The sequence below is a fragment of the Allomesorhizobium camelthorni genome, assembly GCF_011045125.1.
Lineage (GTDB): Bacteria > Pseudomonadota > Alphaproteobacteria > Rhizobiales > Rhizobiaceae > Allomesorhizobium > Allomesorhizobium camelthorni.
On record NZ_JAAKZF010000003.1, the window covers coordinates 122,231 to 147,408 of the forward strand.

The 25,178-nt window shown below is 63.5% G+C and carries 42 protein-coding genes and 1 tRNA gene; 28 read left to right on the plus strand and 15 right to left on the minus strand.

Annotated features, from left to right (window positions below; translation table 11 throughout):
- Window position 1 precedes the first annotated feature (1 nt).
- The 12 genes from G6N73_RS04550 to G6N73_RS04605 are packed head-to-tail and all read right to left on the minus strand — an operon-like array spanning window position 2 to window position 8,235.
- Window positions 2–445 carry a hypothetical protein gene (locus tag G6N73_RS04550; protein ID WP_165023974.1) on the minus strand — a complete coding sequence of 148 codons (444 nt, stop codon included), beginning with the start codon at window positions 443–445 and terminating at the stop codon, window positions 2–4.
- Window positions 442–1,326, minus strand: coding sequence for a DNA adenine methylase (locus G6N73_RS04555; RefSeq protein ID WP_165023977.1), 885 nt, complete (start codon window positions 1,324–1,326; stop codon window positions 442–444). Before G6N73_RS04555 ends, G6N73_RS04550 begins: the two co-directional genes overlap by 4 nt.
- Window positions 1,323–2,177, minus strand: a complete 855-nt coding sequence (locus tag G6N73_RS04560; RefSeq protein ID WP_165023979.1) for a DNA-methyltransferase — start codon at window positions 2,175–2,177, stop codon at window positions 1,323–1,325. The genes G6N73_RS04555 and G6N73_RS04560 overlap by 4 nt, the downstream gene beginning before the upstream one ends.
- Window positions 2,174–3,157 carry a hypothetical protein gene (locus G6N73_RS04565; protein ID WP_206078655.1) on the minus strand — a complete coding sequence of 328 codons (984 nt, stop codon included), beginning with the start codon at window positions 3,155–3,157 and terminating at the stop codon, window positions 2,174–2,176. Before G6N73_RS04565 ends, G6N73_RS04560 begins: the two co-directional genes overlap by 4 nt.
- Window positions 3,154–4,734 (minus strand): MT-A70 family methyltransferase, encoded by a 1,581-nt coding sequence (locus tag G6N73_RS04570; protein WP_246251614.1) that lies wholly within the window; start codon window positions 4,732–4,734, stop codon window positions 3,154–3,156. The genes G6N73_RS04565 and G6N73_RS04570 overlap by 4 nt, the downstream gene beginning before the upstream one ends.
- Window positions 4,731–4,916 carry a hypothetical protein gene (locus G6N73_RS04575; RefSeq protein WP_165023982.1) on the minus strand — a complete coding sequence of 62 codons (186 nt, stop codon included), beginning with the start codon at window positions 4,914–4,916 and terminating at the stop codon, window positions 4,731–4,733. Before G6N73_RS04575 ends, G6N73_RS04570 begins: the two co-directional genes overlap by 4 nt.
- Entirely contained in the window at window positions 4,913–5,854 is a 942-nt protein-coding gene (locus tag G6N73_RS04580) for an ATP-binding protein (RefSeq protein WP_165023984.1), read from the minus strand. The genes G6N73_RS04575 and G6N73_RS04580 overlap by 4 nt, the downstream gene beginning before the upstream one ends.
- A complete protein-coding gene (locus tag G6N73_RS04585) occupies window positions 5,854–6,531 on the minus strand; it encodes a DUF2312 domain-containing protein (RefSeq protein ID WP_165023987.1) in 678 nt (225 codons plus the stop codon). Before G6N73_RS04585 ends, G6N73_RS04580 begins: the two co-directional genes overlap by 1 nt.
- A 39-nt stretch (window positions 6,532–6,570) precedes the next feature.
- Complete coding sequence (locus G6N73_RS04590; protein ID WP_246251643.1) at window positions 6,571–6,825, minus strand: hypothetical protein; 255 nt, start codon at window positions 6,823–6,825, stop codon at window positions 6,571–6,573.
- Window positions 6,826–6,881: 56 nt separating this feature from the next.
- Window positions 6,882–7,589 carry a hypothetical protein gene (locus G6N73_RS04595; protein ID WP_165023992.1) on the minus strand — a complete coding sequence of 236 codons (708 nt, stop codon included), beginning with the start codon at window positions 7,587–7,589 and terminating at the stop codon, window positions 6,882–6,884.
- A complete protein-coding gene (locus G6N73_RS04600) occupies window positions 7,589–7,777 on the minus strand; it encodes a hypothetical protein (protein ID WP_165023994.1) in 189 nt (62 codons plus the stop codon). Before G6N73_RS04600 ends, G6N73_RS04595 begins: the two co-directional genes overlap by 1 nt.
- Window positions 7,777–8,235 (minus strand): phage regulatory CII family protein, encoded by a 459-nt coding sequence (locus G6N73_RS04605; protein WP_165023997.1) that lies wholly within the window; start codon window positions 8,233–8,235, stop codon window positions 7,777–7,779. Before G6N73_RS04605 ends, G6N73_RS04600 begins: the two co-directional genes overlap by 1 nt.
- A 218-nt stretch (window positions 8,236–8,453) precedes the next feature.
- Here G6N73_RS04605 and G6N73_RS04610 point away from each other — a divergent pair, with 218 nt between their 5' ends.
- Window positions 8,454–8,738 (plus strand): hypothetical protein, encoded by a 285-nt coding sequence (locus tag G6N73_RS04610; RefSeq protein ID WP_165023999.1) that lies wholly within the window; start codon window positions 8,454–8,456, stop codon window positions 8,736–8,738.
- A gap of 5 nt (window positions 8,739–8,743) precedes the next feature.
- Here the strand turns inward: G6N73_RS04610 and G6N73_RS04615 are convergent, their stop codons facing one another.
- Window positions 8,744–9,259 (minus strand): hypothetical protein, encoded by a 516-nt coding sequence (locus G6N73_RS04615; protein ID WP_165024001.1) that lies wholly within the window; start codon window positions 9,257–9,259, stop codon window positions 8,744–8,746.
- An 89-nt stretch (window positions 9,260–9,348) separates the two neighbouring features.
- On the minus strand, window positions 9,349–9,579 hold the full coding sequence (locus G6N73_RS38500; RefSeq protein ID WP_165024003.1) for a helix-turn-helix domain-containing protein: 231 nt from the start codon (window positions 9,577–9,579) through the stop codon (window positions 9,349–9,351).
- 36 nt (window positions 9,580–9,615) lie between these two features.
- Here G6N73_RS38500 and G6N73_RS04625 point away from each other — a divergent pair, with 36 nt between their 5' ends.
- The 25 genes from G6N73_RS04625 to G6N73_RS04745 all read left to right on the plus strand — a co-directional run bounded on the left by G6N73_RS04625 (window position 9,616) and on the right by G6N73_RS04745 (window position 22,124).
- Entirely contained in the window at window positions 9,616–10,065 is a 450-nt protein-coding gene (locus G6N73_RS04625) for a helix-turn-helix domain-containing protein (RefSeq protein ID WP_343044552.1), read from the plus strand.
- A gap of 381 nt (window positions 10,066–10,446) precedes the next feature.
- A complete protein-coding gene (locus G6N73_RS04630) occupies window positions 10,447–10,662 on the plus strand; it encodes an Arc family DNA-binding protein (protein ID WP_165024006.1) in 216 nt (71 codons plus the stop codon).
- 316 nt (window positions 10,663–10,978) lie between these two features.
- Window positions 10,979–11,173, plus strand: a complete 195-nt coding sequence (locus G6N73_RS36285) for a hypothetical protein (protein ID WP_206078656.1) — start codon at window positions 10,979–10,981, stop codon at window positions 11,171–11,173.
- A 2-nt stretch (window positions 11,174–11,175) separates the two neighbouring features.
- The gene (locus G6N73_RS38505; protein WP_165024010.1) at window positions 11,176–11,523 is read left to right on the plus strand and encodes an HNH endonuclease; all 348 of its coding nucleotides are present in this window, start codon (window positions 11,176–11,178) and stop codon (window positions 11,521–11,523) included.
- Window positions 11,523–11,672: a hypothetical protein gene (locus G6N73_RS04645; RefSeq protein WP_165024012.1), complete on the plus strand. Its 150-nt coding sequence runs from the start codon at window positions 11,523–11,525 to the stop codon at window positions 11,670–11,672. Before G6N73_RS38505 ends, G6N73_RS04645 begins: the two co-directional genes overlap by 1 nt.
- Window positions 11,673–11,695: 23 nt before the next feature.
- On the plus strand, window positions 11,696–11,953 hold the full coding sequence (locus tag G6N73_RS04650) for a hypothetical protein (protein WP_165024014.1): 258 nt from the start codon (window positions 11,696–11,698) through the stop codon (window positions 11,951–11,953).
- A 29-nt stretch (window positions 11,954–11,982) separates the two neighbouring features.
- A complete protein-coding gene (locus G6N73_RS04655; RefSeq protein WP_165024016.1) occupies window positions 11,983–12,534 on the plus strand; it encodes a hypothetical protein in 552 nt (183 codons plus the stop codon).
- On the plus strand, window positions 12,531–13,859 hold the full coding sequence (locus G6N73_RS04660) for a hypothetical protein (protein ID WP_165024018.1): 1,329 nt from the start codon (window positions 12,531–12,533) through the stop codon (window positions 13,857–13,859). Before G6N73_RS04655 ends, G6N73_RS04660 begins: the two co-directional genes overlap by 4 nt.
- Complete coding sequence (locus tag G6N73_RS04665; protein ID WP_165024020.1) at window positions 13,856–14,314, plus strand: hypothetical protein; 459 nt, start codon at window positions 13,856–13,858, stop codon at window positions 14,312–14,314. Before G6N73_RS04660 ends, G6N73_RS04665 begins: the two co-directional genes overlap by 4 nt.
- Window positions 14,315–14,551, plus strand: a complete 237-nt coding sequence (locus tag G6N73_RS04670) for a hypothetical protein (protein ID WP_165024022.1) — start codon at window positions 14,315–14,317, stop codon at window positions 14,549–14,551. It abuts the gene before it with no gap.
- Window positions 14,551–14,799: a hypothetical protein gene (locus G6N73_RS04675; protein WP_165024024.1), complete on the plus strand. Its 249-nt coding sequence runs from the start codon at window positions 14,551–14,553 to the stop codon at window positions 14,797–14,799. Before G6N73_RS04670 ends, G6N73_RS04675 begins: the two co-directional genes overlap by 1 nt.
- Window positions 14,799–15,272 (plus strand): hypothetical protein, encoded by a 474-nt coding sequence (locus tag G6N73_RS04680; RefSeq protein ID WP_165024027.1) that lies wholly within the window; start codon window positions 14,799–14,801, stop codon window positions 15,270–15,272. The genes G6N73_RS04675 and G6N73_RS04680 overlap by 1 nt, the downstream gene beginning before the upstream one ends.
- Before the next feature lie 62 nt (window positions 15,273–15,334).
- A complete protein-coding gene (locus G6N73_RS04685) occupies window positions 15,335–15,697 on the plus strand; it encodes a hypothetical protein (protein WP_165024029.1) in 363 nt (120 codons plus the stop codon).
- Complete coding sequence (locus G6N73_RS04690; protein ID WP_165024031.1) at window positions 15,697–16,860, plus strand: DUF5131 family protein; 1,164 nt, start codon at window positions 15,697–15,699, stop codon at window positions 16,858–16,860. Before G6N73_RS04685 ends, G6N73_RS04690 begins: the two co-directional genes overlap by 1 nt.
- Window positions 16,857–17,873: a hypothetical protein gene (locus G6N73_RS04695; RefSeq protein ID WP_165024033.1), complete on the plus strand. Its 1,017-nt coding sequence runs from the start codon at window positions 16,857–16,859 to the stop codon at window positions 17,871–17,873. Before G6N73_RS04690 ends, G6N73_RS04695 begins: the two co-directional genes overlap by 4 nt.
- Window positions 17,870–18,208 (plus strand): hypothetical protein, encoded by a 339-nt coding sequence (locus G6N73_RS04700; RefSeq protein ID WP_165024035.1) that lies wholly within the window; start codon window positions 17,870–17,872, stop codon window positions 18,206–18,208. The genes G6N73_RS04695 and G6N73_RS04700 overlap by 4 nt, the downstream gene beginning before the upstream one ends.
- On the plus strand, window positions 18,205–18,813 hold the full coding sequence (locus tag G6N73_RS04705; RefSeq protein WP_165024037.1) for a hypothetical protein: 609 nt from the start codon (window positions 18,205–18,207) through the stop codon (window positions 18,811–18,813). Before G6N73_RS04700 ends, G6N73_RS04705 begins: the two co-directional genes overlap by 4 nt.
- Window positions 18,810–19,010, plus strand: coding sequence for a hypothetical protein (locus G6N73_RS04710; protein ID WP_165024039.1), 201 nt, complete (start codon window positions 18,810–18,812; stop codon window positions 19,008–19,010). Before G6N73_RS04705 ends, G6N73_RS04710 begins: the two co-directional genes overlap by 4 nt.
- Entirely contained in the window at window positions 19,007–19,315 is a 309-nt protein-coding gene (locus G6N73_RS04715) for a hypothetical protein (RefSeq protein ID WP_165024041.1), read from the plus strand. The genes G6N73_RS04710 and G6N73_RS04715 overlap by 4 nt, the downstream gene beginning before the upstream one ends.
- On the plus strand, window positions 19,312–19,491 hold the full coding sequence (locus tag G6N73_RS04720) for a hypothetical protein (RefSeq protein WP_165024043.1): 180 nt from the start codon (window positions 19,312–19,314) through the stop codon (window positions 19,489–19,491). The genes G6N73_RS04715 and G6N73_RS04720 overlap by 4 nt, the downstream gene beginning before the upstream one ends.
- On the plus strand, window positions 19,484–19,915 hold the full coding sequence (locus G6N73_RS04725; protein WP_165024045.1) for a hypothetical protein: 432 nt from the start codon (window positions 19,484–19,486) through the stop codon (window positions 19,913–19,915). Before G6N73_RS04720 ends, G6N73_RS04725 begins: the two co-directional genes overlap by 8 nt.
- Window positions 19,912–20,286 carry a DUF4326 domain-containing protein gene (locus tag G6N73_RS04730; RefSeq protein WP_165024047.1) on the plus strand — a complete coding sequence of 125 codons (375 nt, stop codon included), beginning with the start codon at window positions 19,912–19,914 and terminating at the stop codon, window positions 20,284–20,286. Before G6N73_RS04725 ends, G6N73_RS04730 begins: the two co-directional genes overlap by 4 nt.
- Entirely contained in the window at window positions 20,283–20,462 is a 180-nt protein-coding gene (locus G6N73_RS04735; RefSeq protein WP_165024049.1) for a hypothetical protein, read from the plus strand. The genes G6N73_RS04730 and G6N73_RS04735 overlap by 4 nt, the downstream gene beginning before the upstream one ends.
- Before the next feature lie 8 nt (window positions 20,463–20,470).
- Window positions 20,471–21,523, plus strand: coding sequence for a tyrosine-type recombinase/integrase (locus G6N73_RS04740; RefSeq protein ID WP_165024053.1), 1,053 nt, complete (start codon window positions 20,471–20,473; stop codon window positions 21,521–21,523).
- A gap of 43 nt (window positions 21,524–21,566) precedes the next feature.
- Window positions 21,567–22,124: a hypothetical protein gene (locus G6N73_RS04745; protein ID WP_165024056.1), complete on the plus strand. Its 558-nt coding sequence runs from the start codon at window positions 21,567–21,569 to the stop codon at window positions 22,122–22,124.
- 25 nt (window positions 22,125–22,149) lie between these two features.
- On the opposite strand, the gene G6N73_RS04750 is transcribed toward G6N73_RS04745, so the two are convergent.
- Window positions 22,150–22,234: transfer RNA gene (locus tag G6N73_RS04750), tRNA-Leu, on the minus strand.
- Between the two features lie 193 nt (window positions 22,235–22,427).
- Here G6N73_RS04750 and lipB point away from each other — a divergent pair.
- Window positions 22,428–23,171, plus strand: coding sequence for a lipoyl(octanoyl) transferase LipB (gene lipB / locus G6N73_RS04755; protein ID WP_165024059.1), 744 nt, complete (start codon window positions 22,428–22,430; stop codon window positions 23,169–23,171).
- 1 nt (window position 23,172) lies between these two features.
- On the plus strand, window positions 23,173–24,942 hold the full coding sequence (ggt, locus tag G6N73_RS04760) for a gamma-glutamyltransferase (RefSeq protein WP_165024061.1): 1,770 nt from the start codon (window positions 23,173–23,175) through the stop codon (window positions 24,940–24,942).
- Window positions 24,943–25,178 lie beyond the last annotated feature (236 nt).

Consider the following 25,178-nt stretch of genomic DNA (forward strand, 5'->3'; position numbering starts at 1 on the left):
GTCATCCCTTCGCCCCCACTGTTTCAGTGCTTTTCCCGTGAAACCTTTTCGCCCGCGCCGGCTTCAGCGCCGGGCGTGGCCGCTTGCGCGCCGGCGGCGTGCCAGCCGGGGCGCGGTAGAATTTGCGCGCGTCGAGCCCGGCCCAGTCGCAGATGGCGAACACCTTTGCCGCCGAGATGTCCTGCCCGGCCATGATGCGTGAGAGGTCCGGCGAGGTGACGCCGATCTCGGCCGCCAGCACGCGCCAGCCGCGCCCGTCGAATTCCAGCATGGGCCGCAGCTTCCGGCCGAGCGCGGCCGTATCGTAGGCGGCGAGCGTTCCGGCCCTGATCGGCCGGCCTTCCCGCGTCGCCAGCTCTTCGGCGCGATCGTCGAGGCGCATGCGCCGCTCCAGCGCCTTGCGCAGCCGCGCCATGGCGCGCGTGATGCCGGCGTCGGCGCTCATGCGACCGCCCCGAAAAGCGGTGTGCCCTGCCCGGCCGCTCGGACTTCCAGCGCCGCCGCGCAGGCAGGATTCAGCCACAGCACTTCAGTACGCGGGCGTGCGCCATCGGCCAGCGCTTCCCTCTCGAACCGCGTCCAGCCCGCCAGCGCGTCGTCATAGAGCGGATGCGGATAGCCAGAGAGGACAACCATGCCGGCGAGGGCGCGCAGCGCCTCGAGCATCGCCGCATGATCGGCGTCGCTCATTTCATGGCGGTATTGATGCTTGGCATCGTAGGGATTCTTGCGGTTGCGGGTCGCGTGCACATAGGGCGGATCGACATAGTGAAGCGTGTCGGTGCGATCGTGCGCGGCCATCACTGCCAGCGCCGGGCGGTTCTCGATAGTAACGCCGCGAAAGCGCCGCACCACCGCCTCGAGCGTTTCCGGATAGCCAGCCCAGTCATGCGCCGGCGTGGTGCCCGATCTGGAGGAGTTGGCGCGAAATCCTGTAGTGCGATGCCCGCGCCCTATGTCGGAATGGGCGTTCGACCCGAATCCCATGAAGGCGCGGATGATCAGCCGGCGGGCGCGCTCGACAGCATCGTCGGTCGGATCCCAGCCAAGCTCAAACTCGGCACGGGCGAAGGGCGTAAGCTCAAGCAGCTGCATGAGCCTGCCCCCCCCGGCCGGGTCCTGGAGCACCCGGAACAGATTGACCACGTCGCCGTCGAGATCGTTGTAGACCTCGGCGTAGGCGCTAGGCTTGCGCAGCAGCACCGAGGCCGCGCCGCCGAACGGCTCGACATAGATCCGGTGCGGCGGAAAATGCGAGATGATCCAGGGCGCAAGCAGCCATTTGCCGCCATGCCAGCGAAGAACGGGACGGGAGGGCGCTCTCATGCGACCTCTCCGAAATCGAATGCCGCCTGTTTCGGTCGGGCGATCTCCAGTCGCTTTTCGGCTGTCGCGATGGCATCGGGCGAGAGGTCAATGCCAGTCCAGTTGCGGTTAAGCCGCTGCGCCGCGACCAAGGCTGTCCCGCTCCCGCAGGTAGGGTCCAAGACCATGTTGCCGCGCAGGGTCGCAGCGCGGATCAGTTCCTCAATGAGGGCAACCGGCTTCTGCGTGGGATAGCCGACGCGCTCTTTGTCGCCCTGGGCGAGCGGCGCCGCCTCAGCGAAGGTGTCGAAACGATATTCCCAACCCGGCGAGCAGGGATCGCCGCCGATGGTGCCGAGACGCCATAGCCGCCACAGCGCCGCCGGGCTGCGCGCATAGCAGGCGATGGTATCGTGGACGCGGCCGAAAGACTTAGCGTTGGCATGGCCGCCGAGCGTCCGCTTCCAGACCAGTGTCCCGGCCTCGAGTCCGGGTCCAAAGATCGCCGTGCAAAGCAGGCGCAACTCCGCGCCCATGGTGTCGTCGAAGTGCAGCCACAGCGTGCCGGTCAGCTTCAGGACGCGCCGCAGTTCGGTGACGATGCCGGCCATGACGCCGAGATATGCGCGCGCGGGAGCGGTTCGCGCCACGGCCGCCAGCAAGGCCGCGGCGGCGGCGGAATGGCGGTTGAGAGCCTCCCAGCCTTGGGCCGATGCCGCTGACCACTCCCACCGATCGTCGAACGATCCTGCCTTGCCGGCCCAGACTTGTTCATTGCCGAAAGGCGGGTCGGAATAAACCATATCCACCGAGCCGGTGGTGATCTCACGTCGCAGGACATCGACAGCGCTGCCGAGTAGAAGGCGGTTCATGCCGGCACCGCCTTGCGGTGTCGAGCCTTGCTTTTGACGACGGCAACCGCCGTAGCCGTGGAATCCGTCATGGCCGCCAGTTGCGTGTTATTGAGATCTGGCCGGGCGGCAGCCAGCGCCAGGATCGCGGCCTGCTTTGATTCCGCCTTGGCGTGCGGCGAAGCGCCCTCATGCACCAGGAGGTCCACGAACCAGAACTTGTCGACCTTGCGCAGGTCGACCGCAGCGACGTTCTCGACGATGAAGCGGGCAACATCCCTCCGGTGAATCCACCAGAAGTCATCTGTCGCCGTGGCCTCCCGTCGGGTCGCTTTCAGCCAGCCCTTCGCAATCCAGCCGCTGACCGTCTTGCGGTCGACCCCCATCACCCCGGCCAGCTGGTTAGCATTCAGGTGGTTGGGATCAGTGCGATCGGCACCGATGCGCTTCAGCTTGACGAAGATTGCTGTCTCGGTGCGGTGGAATCCCTTCGACCGCAGCATCTTCTGCAGCGTGGCGGGTGCCTTGTGGGCATTTTCTGTGACGATCTCGATCTCGACTTCCGACCAGGCAGGCTCCTTGAACCGGGGCACAACGAGGCCGAGCTTGACGGCGCGTTTCGAAACCCACCAACGCGGCCTGCCGCATGTGGCGGCGCACTTTTGGATGTCTCCCTTGGAAGGCGATTTCTGATAGGTGCGGCGGATGATCAGGTCGATCTGCTCGCTGCTTTCCCAAGCTTGGCGCTCGTGCACCTTGCCGTCGGGTCCTGGCCTGAGCAGCCCCAGCGTTCCGGCGCGCATGTAGATCGATTTGGCGGAGCGCCCCGGAAGCACAGCAAGGCAGGCTGAAACCCCGCCGCCAGGATAGTTCTCACGCAGCAGTTTTTCTTCCCGCCCGGTCCAGAAGCGCCGTGAGCCGTCGCGCCTTGCTCCGACCATTGGGTTGCTGTCGAGCAGTTCGCGGATACCATCTACTTCGCGGGCGACAGCGAGGTTCATGCTGCGCCCTCCCGAAGATCGAGGCCCCACTCGGTGGCTTGGCCTTCAATCCACAGGCAGCCAAAGCCCAGCGCTCGCCTCTGCTTGGCCGACAAGTCGCCGTTGCACTGGACCTCTAGAAGCCTCAGACGAAGGGAGATGAGCCCAGCCCGCAGCGCCGCTTGAAAACTGTCGAATTCCCCTTCCGGCCCGAAGCTTCCGCCCTCCAGCCCCGGGACCTCGTAGCGGCCGAAGGTTGCGAAGATGCCGCCGGCCAGCGGGGAAACACCGAACGACGCCGTTGCGGTCTTGCGCATGCCGCCGACCGTGTATTCAATCGACTGCGTCGTCGGCGCCGGCGGCAGTCTTGGCCGCGAGGGCTCAGCTGGTGGCGCATCCGGCTCGTTTGCCGATTCATTCCCCCACACGTCCCAGCCCGGCCGGCCGCAGCGCGCATTGAGTTCGATCTTGGCGGTGTTCGGCCAGTGCTTTTCGATCCACTCGGCAAAGACGTCCGGCTTCTTCGAATGTTTGGTCGCGTCAGCCTCGACGGCCATGTCGTCCTGCCAGCTGGCGAGCTGGTCGCCCATCGCTGGCGCCACCGGGTTGCCGCGCGTCGCGATCAGAAGGATCTCGTGCTTGCCGCGGTTCCAGTATCCCGGCGCGATCTTCTGCTTCAGCCAGGCCCAATGGCTGACATAGCGGCAGCGGGCCTTGTTAGGGGACAGGAAGCCGGTCGTCGGGTCGCGGTCGATCCAGGCGAAGCCCCACGCGTCGAGCAGGCAGATCGCCTCGACAAGCATCGGCGCCGTGGCCCAAAGGAACAGGACGCAATCCTTGGCGGCGATCGCGCCGACATCGCGTTGCATCAGGGTGAGAAGATCGCTTGTCGGATAGTGGTTGTCCGGCGCCCGGTCCATGCCGGTCTCTTCGCTGTAGGGCTCGAACTTCCACTCCGGGTCGGCATAGATCACGCCGTATTTCTTGGTCGGAAGCGCCGCCTGTTTCCCGGCGAGTTCGATCTCGCGAACGCCGCGGCGTTCCTTCTTCTCAGCCTGCTCGTCGGCCCGGATGGACTTGGCCACCGGCGCGATCGCGCGCTTGAGCGCAGTGCGCGTCGGCTCGTCGCCGCTGGCGATCAGCTCGTCGAGCGCGGCCCGGACGATGCCGGGATCGCGGACGATCGCATCGCGCACCTGCCGCGCCTCGAAAACCTCTTTCGATGAAATGCCGATCTCGCCAGCAGTGGCAGAACTATTCCCGCCGGGAAGAGATTTCGGGCGGCCCTTGGCCACCTCGCCGCGAGACTGCGCCCCGTCATATTCGTCGGCCAGCCGACGCTTTGCCGCCGCCTCGATCTCCAGCGCATCGGCCTGGGCGCGATGCGTGGCGGCGATGATGTCGTCATGCGCCCGCTTGGCTCGCTGCATGCGGCTGGCGCGCTTGGCCGCGTCATAGGCGAGGCTCGCCTTGTCGCGGGCGTCGAGAACCTCCGCCGCCGTTTGCGCGCCGGCCAACGCGTCGGCCGCCTGGCGGATAAGCGCCGGAAGTGAGTTCCGATCGGAAGTGGCAATCTCGGTGGCGCGCATCTTGATCATGCCGGCGCTCCATCGGCTGGAACGTCAGCCTTGCTGGCGACGGCGATGCTGGCGCTGGCGCATTTCGGGCAACGCGCCGCAAGAGCTAGCTTCGCCACCTTCTCCAGTTCCATCGGCAAATACGCGACAGCCCAGACGTGCGAACACTCTTTGCATTTCGCCCAGAGCGCCTTGTCGCTCATGCGCTCCTCCCGCGGCGCAGCGGTACGACATCGCCACCGGCCGACACGGGTTCGTCTACCGGATAGGCGGCAAGGTCACGCTCCAGCGGCCAAGGGAACTGAGGGACGGCCTTGTCTTTCAGGCCAAGGCTCCAGAGCCGCGGCAGGCCTATGTCCGGATGTGGCTTCACTGTGGCTATCACCCGCTCGATGACGGCGTTGCGGTCCATCGGCCAGCCGGCTTTCGGGCCGACGACAATCTGCCGCTTGATATGCTCGCAGAAGGATCGGATCAGCGCCGGAGACGCTGTCTCAAGCGAGTGAGCCAGTGCGGCAAGCGCCGCCTTCGGAATCACGAACGGTGCAATGTATCGCTCGACGATCCGCTGCCGTTCGTGAGGCCCCGGAAGATCGATGCCGATCTGGATTTCGAACCGGCGCCAGACCGCCTCGTCGACGCGGCTGCCAAGGTTGGTCGCGGCAACGATGAAGCCCTCGAACCGGTCCATGGCCGCGAGCAGCGCATTGATGGTGACGTTGTGATCCTGCTCGATCGTCTCGTTGACGCCGCTGCCCATGCGTTTTGCAGCGATCGAATCGAACTCGTCGAAGAACAGGAAGATCGGTTCCGGCTGCGCCGCCACCATGTCGAACAGCTTGCCGACCGCTTCGGCCGACGCGTTCATGTACCGGCAGTTGATCTTTTCCGGCCGCACGATCAGCAGCGGAAGTCCGAGCCGCGCTGCCAGATGGTGCGCCAGCGTCGTCTTGCCGGTACCGGGAGGGCCGGTGAAGATCGCACGCATACGCGCATTCAGGCCGACCTCTTCAAGTTCGGCCTTGGCCCAGATCTCTTCCAGCCATTCCAGCAGCGCCGCGCGCACCGGCTTGGCCAGGATAGGCTCCATCGCCGCGTCTGGCATCAGCACCGGCCCGAAGGCTTCGAGCGGATGCCGCATCAATCGTCCTCCGGTCCCATGCCGTCCGTGCCGGACGCCTCGCGCCAGCCGCCGTCGAACTCCTGCCGCCTCTCGTCATCCCAGGGAAATGGATTGGAGGTGATCGGCTGGTTTTCGCGGTAGGCCGTGGCGCCGAGCGCGCGAGCGCCAAGCCGGTCGACATCGGGCACGTCACGCTTCGGCCTGCTAGTCACGGCCGACGCCGGTTTGGACGCCGCAGTCGGCTTCTCGATGATGTCTTCCGCCTGCGCCACGCCGTTTTCGTCGCGGAACAACCGAACCGGCTGCTTGCCGATCTTGACGATAATCTCGCCTTCGGTCGGCACCAGCTGCTTGAACGCCTCGATCACTTCGTCGCGAGCGGCGAGATCGACGCTCATGTTTCCGACAGAGCGAAACAGCGGCGTTTCCGTCGCCATGCCGATCGCGTGCAAATAAAGGTCGAGCATCGATTCCGCCTCTTCGACATCGGCGGGCTTGGCGGCGCGGCGGCGCAGAACGTTGCGAATGGTCTTGTTGTCGAATCCGGTAGCCGCGCTTTCGGCGAACACCAGCTTCTCGTCTTCGGCCAGCTGCTTCTTCTGGTCGCGGATGCGCTCGATGCGTTCGATGAAGGCCATGAGGATGCGGCCGGAAATGGTATTGCGGCCCACGGCCGTGGCTTCACGCTTGGACATGCTCGACCCCCGATGATTGTGAAAAGGAAAGCGCCGACATCAGAACGACCTCGGCGGAACGAACAGGCAGATGGTGCGGCCGTCATTGGCCCCGGCGACGCTGCACCAGTGCGTGTCGCCGTCCGGCGAGTGCTTCAGCCGTGCGTCGGAATAGGCGACGACCTCGCCGGTGATGACGATGCGAAAGCCTTCCGGGCTTTCCTTCACCCAGTCTGCCGGCACGGTGCGGCAGTCGTAGCCGGAGCAGCACGAGAACGGATATGACCAACCCTGCGGCTGCGCAGCGGTCGGCATAGCGTCGTGTGCGTGGGCTGAAACCGTCAGCGCTGCGAGGATGAGCCCGGCGCGGATCACTCTGCCGCCTCACGCGCTGGCTCGGCCTTCGCCGGCTTCCTGAAATGCTTGTCGCCGCGCGCCCTCTTGGCCGCGAGCATGTCGTTATGCGAGCCGAGCGCATCGGCCTCCGGCGAATAGTCGTCGTCGGTGAACAGCACCCGTGCGCGCACTGTCTCGGCCTTGATGACCTGGCACACATGGTTGAGTTCTATCGTGAGCGCGGCGATCTGCGTTTCGAGCGCGATCTCCCGGCCGCGCAGCTCGTCCATCAGTTCATCGGATTTTCGACGCTCGACCTCGATCAGCGTCGGCGCAGGCAGGGCCAGCGCCGCATCCATCTCGGTGTCCAACCTGTCGAACGCGTCGGCAAGCCTGTCGGCGCGCTGGAATATTCGCGAAAGCCAGTTCATGAGCGCTTCCCCTGCTTTCTTCCATGCGTTGAGAATCTTGGTGACCAGCACTTCCTTGACGCCGGTTGCCTTGGAGATCGCTGCGGCATCGCCCTGCCCCGCCAAGGCGAAGACCAGCTTCACCTGCTCGTCGAGTTCGGCGTCGGAGACAGGATCCCCACGCAGCTGTCCGAGGCGGGCGGCGAAGCCGGCGTCGAACAGCATCTGGGCGTAGGCCGAGGCGGAGTAGCCTTTGGTCTTGCCGATCTCATGCAGGCGCTGATGCGCCTTCGGCGGCACCTTGATGGTAATGGAGACGTCGTTCGCCGCCATCACGCCGCCCTCATCAGGGAACGGCCGAGCTGGTAGCCAGCCCCTGCGCGCTCACAATGGCCGGCGCAATAAGGCTTGCCGGGAACACGAGGCCCAGCGCAGAACTGGTGCGGCTCGCCTGGCGCGGCATTGTTCACCGGCCGGCGGCATTCGTTCCAGTCGAGTTCGGCAAGCGTCGGGCTACCCATCACGCTACCGCCACTTTGCGGTCGAGCCGGTGCAGGACAGCGATGTTCTCGGCGATCTGCGAGCGGACTTCGCGCTTCTCGGCCAGGTCGACCTTCCCATCGGCGAGTGCGTGCGCCAGTGAGGTCACCACGTCGCCGCCTTCCTTGCTGACGCGGGCGATGTCTTCGTAGCCGATCGGCTCGCCTTCCTCCGGTTCGAGAGGCACGAGCCGGTAGCCCAGCTGCGCAGCCATGTCGGCTAGAATGAGCGGCGATCCGATGTCGCGGCAGAGATCGACGACGACATCGATCGGCATGAAGCTGTCCGGAATGCCCGGGTTGCCATAGTTGGAGAGCGCCGGCGGCAGGACGCGGGTGATCATCGCGAACTTGGCGGCGCATGCCATATCCAGCGCGCGCCTGGTCGAGGCCTTGAGTTCCATGCGTTCGGAGTCTGATGTCGGTCGGGGAAGCTTCATTTGACGGCGTCCGCTGGGCAAGGCTCCGCCGGTCAAGGAATCTTTTTCGCAAAAGATTCCCGTGCCGGCAGGCAAGGAATGGATTCAAAGTGCGGTCGTGAAAGTCCTCACGGGGGTCCGCATGCCTGTTTGCTCTTCGTTGATTGAGTGCAGTAGCTTCCGAAATCCGGGAGTTCTACGTGTCGCCATCCCGGAAAGGTGGATGGAGGATTATCGAGATGACGACCGAGACAGACCGGGACGTGGATATTCGCGAACTTTACGCGCGCTATCGCGTCCTCGAGGCAATCCAGACACAGCTTCTGCTTACAACCGCAGCTCGATCGGGCGACCCCAAGGAATTCGTCCAGTCGCTCATGCTTCACGTCGAGGAGACGTTCCGCATGGCGAAGCAAAGCGCCACCGCAGGCCAGTCGCAGGCGGCGGTGGACGCGGTGGACTTTCTCCGCGACTATTCGATGCGCCTCATCGCGGCGCTGACGCCGAATGCCGCGCGGCAGTAACGCCTTCATTTGCCACCTCGCGCGAACCGATTGATTGGCGCACGCTCGAACTCCGGCAGATCGGCCAGGTCCTGGGCATCGCGGGCAAGTGCGGGCACGCCCAGCTGCGTGGCGTAGACGCCGATCGCGCGGGCGAAGATCTCGTCACGAGAAAGGTCGGCCCTTGCCGTCTCGACCAGGCGCAGGATGAGCGCCACGGCCGGCGAAAGGGAAATGGTGAAAGCCGCGCCGGCAAGCGTGTGACCGAATCCCGGCGCGGTTTCGTCCGTCACGGATGCGGGCGGCGCATCCATGGCGGCAGCCTGTCCGTGAGTGGGGTCCGGACAGGAGTGGGGTGCCACCATGGACGCTGCAACGTCCATGGCGGCGGTCTCGGGTCGGGGACCGAGACAGGAATGGGAAAATGCCGCCGACGCCCGGAAATCGGTGGCGTCGGCGGCAACACCGCGGTCGGGCGCTTGGGGAGCCTGCGCGGAAACGGTTCGCGGCACGAGCCGGCCGGTGAAGGAAGCGGCGCTCATTCGGCTGCCGCCTTCATCGGACTGGACCGCTGTACGCCTATCGGCCAAGTCGCATTGGCTGGCCGGTTTTGCGAAAACGCGACGGACGCTCATTCTGCGGCCTCGCTAGGGACAGCCACCGGAGCATCGAAGAACCAAGTGTCGTTCCACTCAATCGCTCGGTCAGACGCCGCCTTCCGGATAGCCTGCATCTCGTCGAGGGACGGTGCTCCGCCGGCTTCCCAGCGGGAAACGCTGGCCTGCGTTACGCCCGCCAGCGCGGCGAACTCTGCCTGCGTGACTTGGAATATCTCTCGCCGGATGAATCGAATTGCACTCATGTTGGCGGATATTATGCGCAAACGGATAGTTTACAAGTGGAAAATTATGCGCAAGCGGATTTTCGTTTATCCGCGAGAAGTGGCAGCGTCCGCGTCATGACCATAGAGCAGAAAATCCGGGCGATCATGAGGGCGACCGGATGGAAACAACAGAAGCTGGCCGTCACCTTTGGGGTGTCTCAATCCACGGTCAACCGATGGCTTCGAGGGGCCGAGCCGGAAGGCCACCGCAGAGACGCAATTAATGCGGCTTACGCCGAACACGTCAAAGACGACGCACCGTCGACAGACGACAAAATTCGCGGTGATCAGGAAATCCTGGCGATGCTTCGGCGTATCGACGGTCTCTCGACGATCGACATCGACGTGGCTTTCACTGTGATTTCCAACGCTTTGAAGGCTAACAGGGCCGGATCAGAACAAGCTGATGCTGGTGATCGACAAGAACCCGCCATTGCCCGCCGTGAATCGACGCCATCGCAGTAGCGATTGAAGCGGCGCCCTCTTCAATCTGCTTTGCCGGGTCGGTCGCTCGCCAAAGACCCGTAGCCATGCCCCTCAGTTTGTCTAACGCTTCCTCGTTCCGCGTTTTGTCGCGCGGCAAAAACTGGATCAATTCATCTCACTCCCAAGCCCTTGGACGCCCTTGAAATAGGAACAATTTCCTGCCGCCATGTCAACAACGGTTTCCATGCCGCCCAATGTCCCATTTTGAAACGTACAAGCCTTGGTGTTTGATTAACAGAATATTTCAATCTGTAGCATTTGCCTGTGAATAGCGGGGGTAAATGGTACCAGTGGTGGGGCATGCGCGCCAACTGAGGGACGATTCCCGAGGATTAAGGTTTCCGCCATAAGTCGGGGACCATGCCACAGCCCGACAAGCCCAGCTTTCATCTCCGGTTGACCCCTGCCCTGCGCAAGCGCATTCGCGTGGCCGCAGCTGAGAATGAGCGCAGCATCAATGCCGAGATCGCCGCCAGGCTGGAAAGGTCTTTCTCGCCAGATGACGAAGACCGCTCGAAAGCGGTGCGGCTGTTGACCGATGCCTTGTCCATCCTCGACAAAGGCGGGACGGGGTAGTCGGATCCCGCGTCAGTCTTGATGAATTGCTGGTCAGCAATCATCGCCAGCGGAATCGCTTTCAAGCAGTAGCTCCAGACGGCATCGCGGTTATCCGCTTGCGCAAAGCGTCCTATCCGTTTACGCATTTTCTTTCTTGACTGTTATCCGTTTGCGCATATTATCCGCTCATCCGACATGAGAGGACGGGATGCAAACGCTCTTGATCGAATATCCGCCGACCATTCGCCTTACCTTCTCGGCAGAAGGTGGTGATTTCGCATCTAAGAGATGCGCCGTCTCCTTTCTTGAGAAGAGAGGATTCTCTGTCGGACGCATGCAGCGTGGCGCTCCGCGAGGGATTCTGTTCGGCCTCTACGACATTGCAAAGTGGAAGAACCTAAGCTCAGCCGATCGCCGCGCGCTGCACGGCGTCATGACTGGTGACATGCGCAATGGGCCCGTCTCTGTCGAGATATTCCACATCGCGCCGGATGAGGCGAAAGCCGCTGTCACAAAGCGCAGGGTCTGACGATGGCCCGCAAGCGTTTCTCCCGCAAAGACCGGGAACGGATCCTCGATGCAAATCACGGCCGCTGCCATCTATGCAGCCGTCCGATCGCCATCGGCCAGGCTTGGGAAGTTGAGCACGTCATTGCCTGGGCGCTGACGTGCGACGACAGCGACAGCAATCTTCGCCCCGCCCACGTCAAATGCCACCGCGTGAAGACGCACAGGCATGACAGGCCGGCGATCAATAAGGCCGAGCGCATCCACGCCAAGCACCGCGGCTGCTGGCCGAAACCCGTCGGCAACGCCCGCCTGCAATCGCGACCATTCCAGAAAACCCGTCCCTGCTTTCAACAGAGGGAGAGAAGCTGATGCGCCACCTCGGAACCTTCCAGGGCAAAAACGCCCACAGCGCCCCTCATGGTGAGCTTGTCGAACCACAGGGCGACACCCTCACCTCGATCATCTTCGCTGTCATCGTCATGTACGTCGTCATGGCGTGCGGCTTCACCCTGCAATGATCCACCCACAAGGAAACGCCATCATGAAACACATCGTTCTCACTGCTCTACTCGCCGTCTCCGCCTGCGCGACCCCGCCGAACCGGATCAAACCGATCGCCAACGCGGCCCCCTGCACTTCCCAAGACCGTACCCGGCTGGCCGAGATCTCCAAGGTCCAGGCCGCGACCGCCACCAACGATGCGGTCGGGGTCTTCCTCGTTGGCCTCCCTGTAGGGTCGATGGTCGGCGGTGCCGATCACAAGCAGGAAATTGCCCTGCTCAAGGGCCGCTGCGGCTGACCCCCATTCCTTACCGAACTGGAGCAGAGATGACCAAGTCCGCCAAATGGACCGGAACGAAACAGCGCGATGACCTCAAGACGTGTCCTTTTTGCGCGACCAAGCCTGTCCAACAGGTGCGGCTAGCAGGGAGCGACACCGACATGCAGTTCCGCATCGGGTGTAGCAATTCCTTCTGTTTCGTTGAACCGAACACGCCACCTTTCGCAGCCCTGAACGACGCCGAATGGGCTTGGCAGGATCGTGAAGCCGAGGCCCGCCTCGTCATGACCGAAGCAGCGAAACATACGCCGGGAACTTGGACCGCATACGAGAGCGCCGGGTTTAAGGGCGAATGGGGCGTCCAGACCGACGATCCGGCAATGGTCGAGGCTGGTGACGAGATCATAGTCTACCCGAGCCTCAGTGAGGAATACGCGCGCCTGATCGCGGCCGCTCCCGACATGCTGGCGGTGCTAAGGGATTTCGTCTCCGAAACACGCGCCTATAGCTCGCCGGAATGCGAGGAATGCGAGATCGTCGGCCCTCTTCTTCGCGCCGCTGATGCTGCCATCGCCAAGGCGGAGGCGCGCCCATCATGACCGAAGCAGCGAAACAAGACCTGACCTGCACCGACTGCGGCGGAACTGGAGAAACCTACCAGACTGAAAAGCGGTGCGCATGTCAGCCATATGGCAGCGACATAGCCGATCTGGTGGACGAATTGCGGGCGGGTGTCGCCGTTTGCGGCGAAACATCAAGCGGGGCCGAACTCTACGACATCGATGCCGCAGAAACGACAATGGCGAAAGCCGCCGATGCCGTTACCGCCGCATCCCTGGAGGCGGAGAAATGGAAGCAGCGCTGGCAGGCAAAGGCCGACGCTTTCGAGGTCCAAGAGCAGACAATCGCGGTTCTTCACCATCAGAAGGAAGTCGCCGCTGCCGCCCTTCGCGAGAAGCAGGCGGAACTGGATACGTGGCGCGATCATTGCCACGACTGGATAGCCCGTTTCGAAAAGGTCGAGTCTGCCCTTCGCGCACAGGAGGCAGTTACTCGCGCGTTCACCAATGAACTCGGTAATCGGATCAAGATAACAATCGAGGGGCCAACCTCGACATCTGAAAACATTCTGACGCCGGTTGAGTATGCGGAACTTCAAGCCGCATGCGCCCAACCTGCGGCGGTCGCCGATCAGATCATTGGCCAGATAGAAGAGCGGTTTCCGAACTGGCGATCCTATCGCGACCTAATCGACTGCATAGACTGCACTTTGCACGATCTTCGCGACAGCGCTGGTCTCTCCCCCTCCGCCCTTACGGTTGCGGCAGAAGAAGCACGCAACGAATTGGCGCGCAGACGAGATGCGGGATGGGATGCCCGCGTTCCGCTCACTGGACCAAAACATCTAGAGCGCCTAAGCGATTCAGAACTCTCCGCTCTCGCCTCGCCCCAGCCTGCGGCGAGTGGCTGGGGTAGTCTCAAGGAAGGCGACCGCGTTTCCTGCACTGACTATGGCGTTATCGATTCCATAGACGAAGAAGGCACCGCAGCGGTGGTGTGGGAGGCTTCGGGTTGCGTCGGCGATGTAGACCTTGATCGTCTCGTCCCTGCCTCCCCGCCAGCGCCGCAGCATGTTCAAGCAGCCCGGGAAGGTGTTCTCACAGATCGGCAATGGATGCTGCTGAAGAAGGCGGCAGATGAAGGCGGGATCTACCCGCAGCCGGCGCTGCCTGACCATCCCGGAAGCTGGGACGGCGACGTCTGCGCTCTGTCCGAAATGGGATTGCTCGACACCTCGCAAGAGATACCACATGCACCCGGCAGGCCGCGCAACGTACCCGGCCCGAAGGACGGCCCGCGGACGGCCTGGCATGTGCTGACCGAAAAGGGCCGCGCTGCCCTGTCGGAGGCTCGCCCGTCATGACCGAAGCAAAGACGCCGACGCCTTGGTACGTTTCCGGCTTTGAGGCCGGGGCCGGCGGTGACTCGCGCGTCGTCATGGGTGCGGATGGGTTTTCAATCGCGCACGTCATGGATCGCACCCCTATGGAAAACGCGGCCGACGCCGATTTCATCGTCAAGGCTGTCAACGCCTTCAAAGAGATGAAGAAGGCGCTCACGGCCGCATCCCACGCGCGGCGATCCTACCAGTACGGCAACAGCGCGCCCGACCTGGCGCAATCGACCGCCGACCTTTGCGACGCTGCCCTCTCCGGAACGTCAAATGCCGTTGAGCCCATCCTGTCAGGCGCCGAGAAGAAGGCCCAGGGCGCGCGCTGCGGCTGCCAAGGCGTTGACGACTACTGCCCATGCCAGAACGCGCCGGACAGAGAAACCCGACGCGCCCGCACCGCTCTCGCTGCACGCAAGGAGGATTAAATGAACTCGCTAGATCGCCTCGTCGACTTCCATCGCGAGCGCGCCGCCGAACCGGAGCGCGAAACCGCCTTCCGGCCGAGTGATCGGCAGGACGGCCCTCCCCTCGACCACGTCCCGGCCTCCTACAGGCAACCGGAAGGCGCGATCTACGGCACGGTCGAAAAAATCCTGATCGGTTCGATCATCCTGCTCGGGGTCTTCGCATTCGCCGCCGGCTACAGCTGGGGCGCGATCTGATGGGCGACCTCCGCGTGGAAAACCCGAAAACCACCGAAGCGTTCGTCGCGGCGCTCGCCGAGCAGATGGTCAAGCTGCCGCTCGGCGTGAGCGAGGATGAGCCGGGCGTTGTCTTCGATGCTGACGGCGAAACGGTCTTCGTGGTCGACGTCAATAACGAGCGGCCAGACGACCAGGTCGAGCAGATCGCCATGTGGATCGTGCTCGCGGTCAACACCTGCGGCGGCTTCAAGCTGGAGATGCAGTGATGAATGATCGCGTCCTGACCCGCCGTTTCGCCGAGGCCTTCATGCTGATGAAGTACGCAGGCAAAGCCGGTGAAGTCGAATGGCTTTGGAATAGCCGCGACGGCGTGTCGCCGTTCGGCGTATCGACCGGTTCCGGCGGCGGCATCATGAACCACGCCGATTGGCGTGAGGATGTGTTCGTGCCGAACTTCGTGCCGCCGATCGGCATGCGCATCTTCGTCGACCTGACGATGGACAAGGCGCTGGTGAGCGCGAGGAAGCGCGTCAGCGAAAGCTGGGATCGTGGTCAGTATCAAATGAAGGACCATCCGATCCTCGGGCCGCTAGGCCCGGCGGGCGCTGCGGACGAACTGGCCAAGGAGATCGTCGGGAACGGCGACCAACCCACGGTCGAAATCGTCACCGAAGAGATTCACGATCATTTCCGGATGCTCGCCTCCAAACATCCGTTCCGGCAAGAGCGAAGCGCCTGACGTGGCCGATAACACCGCGATCGAATGGTCCGCCGCTACCCAACAGCACTTAGGAGTTGAACATGTTTGATTTCGTGGAACCACATAGCGGACCCGTTGTAGTCGGGCTTGAGAAATTCGAAACGGTCTATGCCAAAGACCAACCGCAGTATCGGCCGTTGCGCACGTTGCCGGCCCGAAACGGCACCAGCGCCATTTCCCGGTTTCACTTCACCGATGCTCAGCGAAAGGCCATCGCGGATGGCGCAGACCTCTATCTGGAATTGCTGCACTTTGGAGGCCCGCTGGCACCTAGCCTGATGATGATCATGAGTGAACCTGCCGATACGGATGACTTCCGTTTGTGGTGGAAGGCGCAAACGAACGCACCGTATCAACCGGATACCATCAAACAGTCGGACGGCCGGGCGGCGAGCGAATTCTGATGGCCGATAACACCAGCATAGAATGGACAGACGCCACGTGGAATCCGATCGGCGGCTGCTCCATCAAGTCAGCCGGTTGCGCGCCCTGCTACGCACAGCAGCTCGCCGGCACGCGCCTGAAGCATCATCCCCTCTATGCGGGCACCACTACGCTCGTAAAGGGCAAGCCGGTCTTCAACGGGCACCTGACTGCAGCGCCGACTGATCATCCGGTCTGGACCTTCCCGCTGAGCTGGCGTGGTGCGAAGAACCCGGTGATGGGCCCGAACGCCCGCTCGCTGATCTTCGTCGGCGACATGAGCGACCTCTTCCACGAGGATCGCTCGCTCGGCTACGCGATGCGGGTGTTCGAGATCGGCATGCGCTCCAGCCACATCCTGCAGCTACTCACCAAGCGGCCGGAACGGATGCTGGAATTCCTGAAACTCTGGCACGATCTCGGCACGCCGGACGAATGGGAACCGAAGCTCGCCAGCGGTCCCGAGGCGATGCGCGCCGCACACAAGGCCGGCCGGGCGCGCCTCTTTGCCGACATGCTCGACACCATGGGCGATCCACCGCCCGGGTGCGCATACCCGTTCTATGACTGGGCCGGCGGCATCGCTGGCTGGGCTGGGCCTTTCAACATCTGGTTCGGCTTCTCCGCTGAGCGTCAGCGTGAGTTCGACGAGCGCTGGCCCGCGATGCGCGAGATCGCGGCCATGGGTCACACGGTCTTCTGCTCCTACGAGCCGGCGATCGGCCCGATCGTCCTGCCGGCCGACTTCCTGCGGCTTGGCCGCAAGGCCTGGCTGATCGCCGGCGGCATGTCCGGCCGCAATGCCGATCAGCCCCCGCACCCGAACTGGTTCCGCGCCGTTCGCGACCAATGCGCCGCAGCCGGCGTGCCGTTCCTGTTCAAGCAGTGGGGCGAGTATTTACCTGTCGGCCAAATCCTGCCCGGTTACGGGAAGGTCCATGGCGCGACGGCGGTTAAGCCGGGCCGGATGAAGCTGCACTACGGCGGCACACCTAAGCAGGCGCCGAAACACGCCTTTGCCGAGCGCGGCGTCGAGTTCGCTTCGACGGCTGATGGCCGCATGACATTCCACCTCGGCAAGAAGGCCACCGGCCGGCTGCTCGACGGTGTTGAGCACAACGGTTTCCCCAAGGTGATAGCATGAGACAGCCAGTCGAAATTCGTATCCACGATGCGCACATCGGCATCTGGCAGGACAACGCCCAGGATCCGAGCTTCAGACGAGAAGTCTATGGTGGGCTCATCCGCCAGATGCGCGATCGTGGCTGGTCGATCCGCTCCGAGCCGGGCGTCCGCCATCGCCATCGCATCTTGAGCCCAGACCATCGCCTCGGCGCACGCGGTACGCTCCGCTGCGCGATCAGGGTTTCCGGCCGCGTCGTCGAGGTCGACTTTTGGGCGGTGACCTGGCCGATCTGCAATAGCAACGGACGGCGGCACGACTTCGACCGGATGCAGCGCATGCGCCATATCGACCGGCTACGTGTGGAGTTGGAGTTCCGACGCTTCATCACCTGGCTCGAAACGTTGGCGACGGCGAAGGTCAGGCGGTCTGCCGAGCGTGACATGGCCCCGATCGAGCGCATCGAGAAGGACTATGCCGAAAGCTGGCACCGAGACAAGGTGCTAGGGCGCCCGACGTGGAGCAGCGATTCCCAGCGAAAGTCGCAGGACGGGAGCCTGCTCGTGCACGGCCAAACAGTATGGCTGCCCGACCGCAAGGGCCGCGTCGTCAGAGGCGCCGCTTACTACAACCTCAACAATATGTGGTGGGTAGTGGCCGGCGGGCAGCTTTTGAACGAGGGCAGCCATTCGCTGTTCACCGCACCGCCGTCAGATCTCCGCATCAAACGAAACGATCGCGCGCGGCGTTCACGGCTGGAGAAGGAACTGGCGCTGGCGGCTGGGCGAATGGACTTCCAGCGCGCTCACACGCTCAAGATGATCCTGTTCGGCGGCGAGCCGACGTTCATGATCTGGGCCCGCGACCACAACGCCTACTATCGATCCCAATATGCCGGCTACACGACGGACCGGATCAGCGCCGGCAAATACACCCGTGAAGAGGCGGAAGCTGAATGCAAGCGCGTCCCTCATGAACTCGAAATGGTGTGCCCGGACGGCGCTCATATTCGTTTCGATCGGAGGGCGGCATGATCCGCGTCACCTTCGAAATGCTGCCCCGCGGCAATGCCGACAAGGCCCGCACCATCGGCATCATGGAGATAGCCAACATCGCCTGCTACCTCGACGGCACGGCCGACTATGCGGTTATCCTGAAGAAGACGCCGCCCTTCTCCGGCGCGCTCGAAGCGGCGTGGAAGAAGGGCAAGCTCACCGCTGAGCATGGCGTCATCAACAGCGTCATGGCCGGCGAGGATGAGGAGACCATAACCGCCCTCGCCCAAGGCCATCACCGCACCCAGCGCGGCGTCTACGATCTGCTCTATCGCGCGCTGAAGGCCTGCGGCCTCGACCGGAGGAACTCATGATCCTGATTCCAGAAATTAGCACAGTCCTGATTCTTGTTCCCCGCACCGGCTCTGGATCCCTGCGGCGCGCAATTGCAGCGGCCTACCCGCAGTCGGTTCTGATCTATCGCCATATGGAGGCGGACGGCGTGCCAGCCGGATACGATCGCTGGCGCAGGGTCGGGGTCGTTCGCCATCCGGTGGAGCGGCTCTGGAGCCTGTACAAGTTCATGCGCAATTTTGCCGGCGATCACGACCCTGCCTACGTGGCGTCAATGCGCGACAGCGCTAAACGGCCGTTCTGCGAGTGGCTCACTCAAAACCAGACAGTCTTTACCAGTCCATACGATTCCGCCGGGCGCGGACGCTATTGGCCGCAGTTCACGGTTCGGCATCCGCTGCCGGAAAATCGAAAAAGCCAATTCGTCTATCTGCGGCCCGACCTCGGGACAGAGATCGTTCCATACGAAAAGGTTGGCGACCTGGCGGCGCAATTGTTCATTGCCCTCGATCGCCACAACCAGACGACCGCCACGCCACCACCACCGCTTACGCCCGAAGCTGCTGACCATGTCTCGCGCGTTTTTGCATGGGACTTCGAAGCCGTAGCCGAGGCGCGGCTATGATCGAGCGTGACTCCGGCAAGCAGCAACTCGTCTGCGACTGCGGTGCGTCCCACAAGGTCTACGCCGCCGACGACTTCACCATCATGATCACCGAGGCCAAGGCCGACGGCTGGAAGGTCCAGAAGGTCGCCGGAGAGTGGGAGCATAGCTGCCCCGATTGCGCCGCGCCGTCGCCGAGGAAAGGAACGCTGCTGTGAAGGGCGACACCGCATGGCAGGCCGAGGAGCGCGCGCAGGCTCAGCGCCTGGGCGACATCATCCAGAAGGCGATCCAGGACGACGGGATCGCGATAGCCGCCGAAGGCCGCGCCCCGATGCTGAACGCGGTCGCGGGCGCGCTGGTCAATGTTGAAGCTGCGATGCTGGCCGCGATCCCCGACCCACGGCACCGCAAGGCGCTGCGCCAGGCGATGGAACGTGCACGGCCGCGCGCCCTTGCCGAAGCGATGACGCGCGACAACGGCAAGGTGCAGGTCATCACTATCGGAGGCGTCAAGCAATGACCGAACCGGAAACCCGCGCCTGCAAGGGCGGAGAGACGCGCTGCGTCCAGACGCTGATGTCTCACATGGAGGAGTGCCAAGCCTGCGGCACGGCCGTCGCCTGCGACCTGATCGACCATCCCTTCTTCGGCTTCGCCACCAACTGCCCGCAGGCGGAGGAGCAGGACGATGGCTGAGCAGACTGGACTGGAAGTTAAGCCGCTGGGCGAGTTCTTCATTCAAGAACGCGACGACGACATGCTTATCGCTGAGAGGTGTTGGCAATTCGGCAACCGCTGCATCGCCCGCCGTCCGCGGCTCCTGACGAATGAAGAATGGCGACCAACGGCGCAACGCATCGTTGCAGCCCTCGCCGTCCCAGCGCCGCAGCCGGGCTGGCAGACCATGGACACCGCGCCGAAGGATGGGACGCGGATCCTGCTTTGGATGGTTCATGACAACGCGAAGTATAGCAAGCACCCCGTCGAGGAGGGATGGGAGGCTGCTGTCATCGCGGAATGGATCGATCACAACGGCGGCGGCTGGACGTGGCACGGCCTGTTTGGGCGCCCAACTCATTGGCGGCACCTGCCTGCATCTCCCCGGAGTGCGGGCCAATGACCGCCCCTGTTCGCCTCCGCCTCTCCCGCCGGCGCGGCTTCGACTTGCAGGCGCATTCGCACCAGGTCAATGGCCTCGAGGCGGTGAACGTCGCCCGGCCAGGCGTTTGGGGAAATCCCTTCATCGTCGGCAAAGATGGCGACCGGCCCTATTGCGTCGACCTCTACAAGGCCCTGCTCGCCGGCATGATCCCGCTCGGCAAGAGCGCGCACCACGGCGAGCTGCTGGCCGCGCGCCTGCGCGTCATCGCCGGGATCGACCGGCTGCGCGGAAAGAACCTCGCCTGCTGGTGCGCGCTCGACGGCAAGCCCTGCCACGCCGACGTGCTGCTCAACATTGCGAACGCGCCGGAAAGGGGAAACCGGGGATGAGCCGAGCCCTAGCCCTCTCGGCCCGCCAGGTAACGGCCCTCTGCAAGGGCGCCGAGAAGGCCGGCTTTGTTCCGGAGGTCAAGATCGGCGACGTGGTTGTGCGCCTTGTCCCGGCAGAACATGCGGCCCAGGAAAGAAGGGGCACTATTGACGAAATCGAGGAGATACGTCTTTGAATGGCGATATGCCTCGGAAGCTGCCGCCCTTTGTCATGCGCGAGACCACTCGCCACAACACGGTCGTCTTCTATTTCCGCAAGGGCAAAGGGCCGCGTATTCGCCTTCCGGCGCTGGGAGCGAAGGATTTCGACGAGGCCTACCAGGCGGCTCTCGCCGGCTCGATCCCCCAGAAACGTGCAGTTGCCAATGCCAGCAGCCTGAAATGGCTTGTCGCCCGCTATCGCGAGACCGGCGCATATCTGGCGCTTTCCCCGGCCACACGCCGGCAGCGCGACAACATCTTCAAGGGCGTGCTCGAGAGCGCCGGCGATGCGGCCTTTCGCGCGATCACGCGCAAGACGATCGTCGACGGTCGCGAACGCAGATCCGGCACGCCGGCCCAGGCCCGAAACTTCCTCGACGCCATGCGCGGCCTATTTCGCTGGGCGCTCGAGGCCGAGCACGTCAACGTCGATCCGACTGCCGGCGTGAAGAACCCGGCGAAACCGAAGGGCGGCGAGGGCTTCGCTGCCTGGACCGAAGATGACGTCGTGGCGTATGAGGAACGATGGCCGGCAGGAACGAAAGAGCGGGTCTGGCTTCACGTCCTGCTCTACACAGGGCTGCGCCGCGGTGATGCCGTCATCGTCGGACGGCAGCATGTCCGCGATGGCGTGGCGACGCTCCGGACCGAAAAGACAAACACCGAAGTCTCAATCCCGATCCTACCAGTGCTAAACCAGACGCTGGAGATCGGGCCGACCGGTGACCTGGCGTTCATCGTCGGCGAACGCGGAGAACCACTCACCAAGGAATCCTTCGGCAATATGTTTCGGAAGGCCTGTAACGAAGCCGATGTCAAGAAATCGGCGCACGGCGTTCGCAAGATTGGAGCGACCAGGGCGGCCGAAGCCGGCGCCACTGTTGCCGAGCTCGAGGCGCTGTTCGGCTGGACCGGCGGCGCGATGGCTTCGCTCTACACGAAGACCGCCGATCGGAAGCGGCTCGCGAGACAGGCATCGGAAAAGATCGGGAACATCCATCGCCCGCAGATCAAGAGAACGAACGATGCGAGCTAATGACTATCCGCATGTCGAAGTCGCGAAATCACGACACGGTAGGATGCGGACCTATTTCAGGCGAGGTAAAGGACCGCGGTTCAGGCTTCCCGATGATATCGCTTCAGCGGAATTCCAAGCAGCCTACCAAGCAGCGGCGGAGGGCAAGCCGCTACCTCATATCCGGTTCATGCCGGTCACACCGGTCGATCGCCGGAAGCAGGGAACGGAAGCTGTCCTTCGTGGTGCGTTCCGCTCCGCCAGGACACGCGGTCGGCAGAAGGATGTCGCGTTTGACCTCGACTTGGATTTCCTCCTCGAAATGGCTGTCAAGCAAGATTTCCGCTGCGCCCTGACGGGGATCGAGTTCCTTACGGAGCGGCCTGGCGACAGCCGGGTCAATCCCTACACACCGTCAATCGACCGTATCAGGCCTAAGCTCGGCTACACAAAGGGTAACGTCAGGCTGGTGATCTACGCAGTGAACGCAATGCTACTGGATTGGGGCGAGGAGCTTTTCAGGCAGATAGCCAACTCGCATCGTTACTGGCCGGGAACAAAAACGGGACGCGCAACGCCCGCACCAAAGATGGCGGTACGGGGCAAAGTAGAAAAAACATAATGATTTCAAAGGCTAAAAAATTCGTTGGTGCGGTCGAGAAGACTCGAACTTCCACGGGTTGCCCCACAGCGACCTCAACGCTGCGCGTCTACCAATTCCGCCACGACCGCACGTCACGAAAGAACCGGTCGGAACCGGCCAGCGGCATGTAGCAAATCGTTTCCGGCGAAACAAGTGCGTCAGAGGCATTATTCGGCGCAGAAAAGCGCGGTGTCGAAGCACTTCGCCCACTGCCTTGGCCCACAACAAAACTGGACCTTTTCAATGCTTGCCATCATATGATGGGAGCCAAGAGAGAGCCCCATGTCAGAACGCAGCCAGATAGCCGGATCGTTCCTGCCCGCGCCCGGTTCCGCGCCGGTCGAGTGGCGAATCGAGCCCGGCCTGACTGGATACGAGGAAGCGCTTGCGGTGATGGAAGCCCGCGCCGGCGCTATTCGCGACGGCACGGAGTGCGAACTGGTCTGGCTCGTCGAACATCCGCCACTTTATACAGCCGGAACATCGGCCCGCATCGAGGATCTTGTCGAACCCGACCGGTTTCCGGTGTTCAATGCCGGCCGCGGCGGCGAATACACATATCACGGCCCCGGCCAGCGGGTCGCCTATGTCATGCTCGACCTCAAGCGGCGGCGCGAGGACGTGCGCGCCTTCGTCGCGGCGCTGGAGGACTGGATCATTGCTGCGCTCGCGGCATTCAACGTGCGCGGGGAGCGCCGAGAGGACCGCGTCGGCGTCTGGGTGGTGCGGCCCGAGCGGCCGCCCATGCCGGACGGTTCGGCGGCCGAGGAGAAGATTGCCGCGATCGGCATCAGACTTCGGCGCTGGGTCAGCTTCCACGGCATCGCCATCAATGTCGAACCCGATCTTTCGCATTTCACCGGCATCGTGCCTTGCGGCGTGGCCGACCACGGCGTGACAAGCCTCGTCGATCTCGGCCTGCCGGTGACCATGGCCGACCTCGATTTGGCGCTGAAGTCCGCCTTCATCAAGGTGTTCGGGCAGGTTCTGGATGTTGCGGGGGCGCAGCACAGAAGGAGCGCATGACATGAACGGAGGAGTTTTCGGGAGCGGCGCCTTGTGGCGGGCGCTGGCCCTGACCTTGCTGCTGGCCGGGCCGGCCCCGGCGCAGCAGGCGGCCGACACAGTCGCGCCGGAGGCAAAGACCGCGATCGAATCGAAGCCAGCCATTCAGGCCGAGCGCCAGATGGTTGTCGCCGCCAACCCGCTGGCTGCCGACGCAGGCATCGAAGTGCTGCGCGCCGGCGGCAACGCGGCCGATGCGCTCGTGGCGGTACAGACGGTGCTGGGTCTGGTCGAGCCGCAGTCCTCCGGCATGGGCGGCGGCGCTTTCCTAGTCTGGTACGACGGCAAGAGCGGCGAACTCACCACCTTCGATGGTCGGGAGACTGCGCCCGCCGCGGCCACGCCGGATCTCTTCCTGGGCGAGGACGGCAAGCCTCTGGAATTCATGGACGCCGTGGTCGGCGGCCGCTCGGTCGGCGTTCCCGGCGTGCCGCGGCTCCTCGAAACCGTGCACCGCCGTTATGGTACGCGACCCTGGCAGTCGCTGTTCGAGCCGGCGATCAAGCTGGCCGACCAGGGTTTCGCCATCTCCCCTCGCCTTGCCGCGCTCGTCGCCAATGAGGGCGAGAAGCTCGACGAGGACCCCGGCGCGCGCGCTTATTTCTTCGCGCCGGACGGATCGCCTCTGCCCGCCGGGCACCTCCTGCGCAATCCGGACTATGCCACGACGCTCCGGGCCGTGGCTGCGGAGGGTGCGGACGCCTTCTACAACGGACCGATCGCGGCAAAGATCGTCGAAACGGTGCGTTCGCACCCGACCAATCCCGGCCTGCTGACGCTGGATGATCTAGCCGTCTACAAGGTCAAGGAGAGGCCCGCCGTCTGTGCGCCCTATCGCGGCCACGAGGTCTGCGGCATGGGACCGCCCTCCTCCGGCGCGATCGCCGTCGGGCAGATACTCGGCCTGCTCGAGCCGTTCGACATAGCCACGTTGGGCAAGGACGACCCGGAAGCCTGGCGGCTGATCGGCGACGCCACTCGTCTCGCCTTCGCCGACCGTGGCCGCTACGTCGCCGACAGCGATTTCGTCTCGATGCCCGAGGGCTTGCTCGATCCGGCCTATCTCAAGGCGCGTTCCGAATTGCTCCGCCGTCCGACGGCGCTGGGCGAGGACGAGGCCAAGGCCGGCGAACCGGCATGGCAGAAAGCCGAACTCCGCATCGACGGCATCTCCTTCGAAATGCCGTCGACATCGCATTTCGTGATCGTCGACGCGGCAGGCAACATCGCCTCGATGACCACGACGATCGAGAACGGTTTTGGCGCACGCCTGATGACGGGCGGCTTCCTGCTCAACAACGAGCTTACCGACTTCTCCTTTGCGCCCGTAGAGGATGGCGACAACGTCGCCAACCGCGTCGAGCCCGGCAAGCGGCCACGCTCGTCAATGTCGCCGACCATCGTGCTCAAGGACGGCAAGCCGGTCTTCGCGCTCGGCTCGCCGGGCGGCTCAAGCATCATCTCCTATGTCGCCACTACGCTGATCGGGCTGATCGACTGGAAGATGGACATGCAGGCTGCAATCTCCATGCCGCATCTCGTCAACAGGTTCGGCCCCTACGACCTCGAAAAAGGGACTGCCGCCGAAGGACTGGCCGCCGACCTCGAAGCGCTGGGCTACAAGGTCGCAGTGAAGGACCTGAATTCCGGCCTGCACGGCGTCGCTATCCAGCCTTCGGGATTGACCGGCGGAGCCGATCCGCGCCGCGAAGGCGTCGCCCTCGGCGACTGAGCGCCGGAGCAACATGCGGCGGCGACCCGACAGTCGCCGCCCGCCATTCTCAGAGCGCGCCGATCCATACGGCCATCGAAATCAGAAATGTGCTCATGCAAACCAGCGAGACCACGTCTTGCACCAAATCGGTCATGATTCCCTCCTGTTTTCAGTATGTTCGTAGTTTGTTCTCTCTTTATTCAAATGTCAAACGCCTGCACACGCCGAGAAGCGCGAGGGTAAATGAAAGGTAA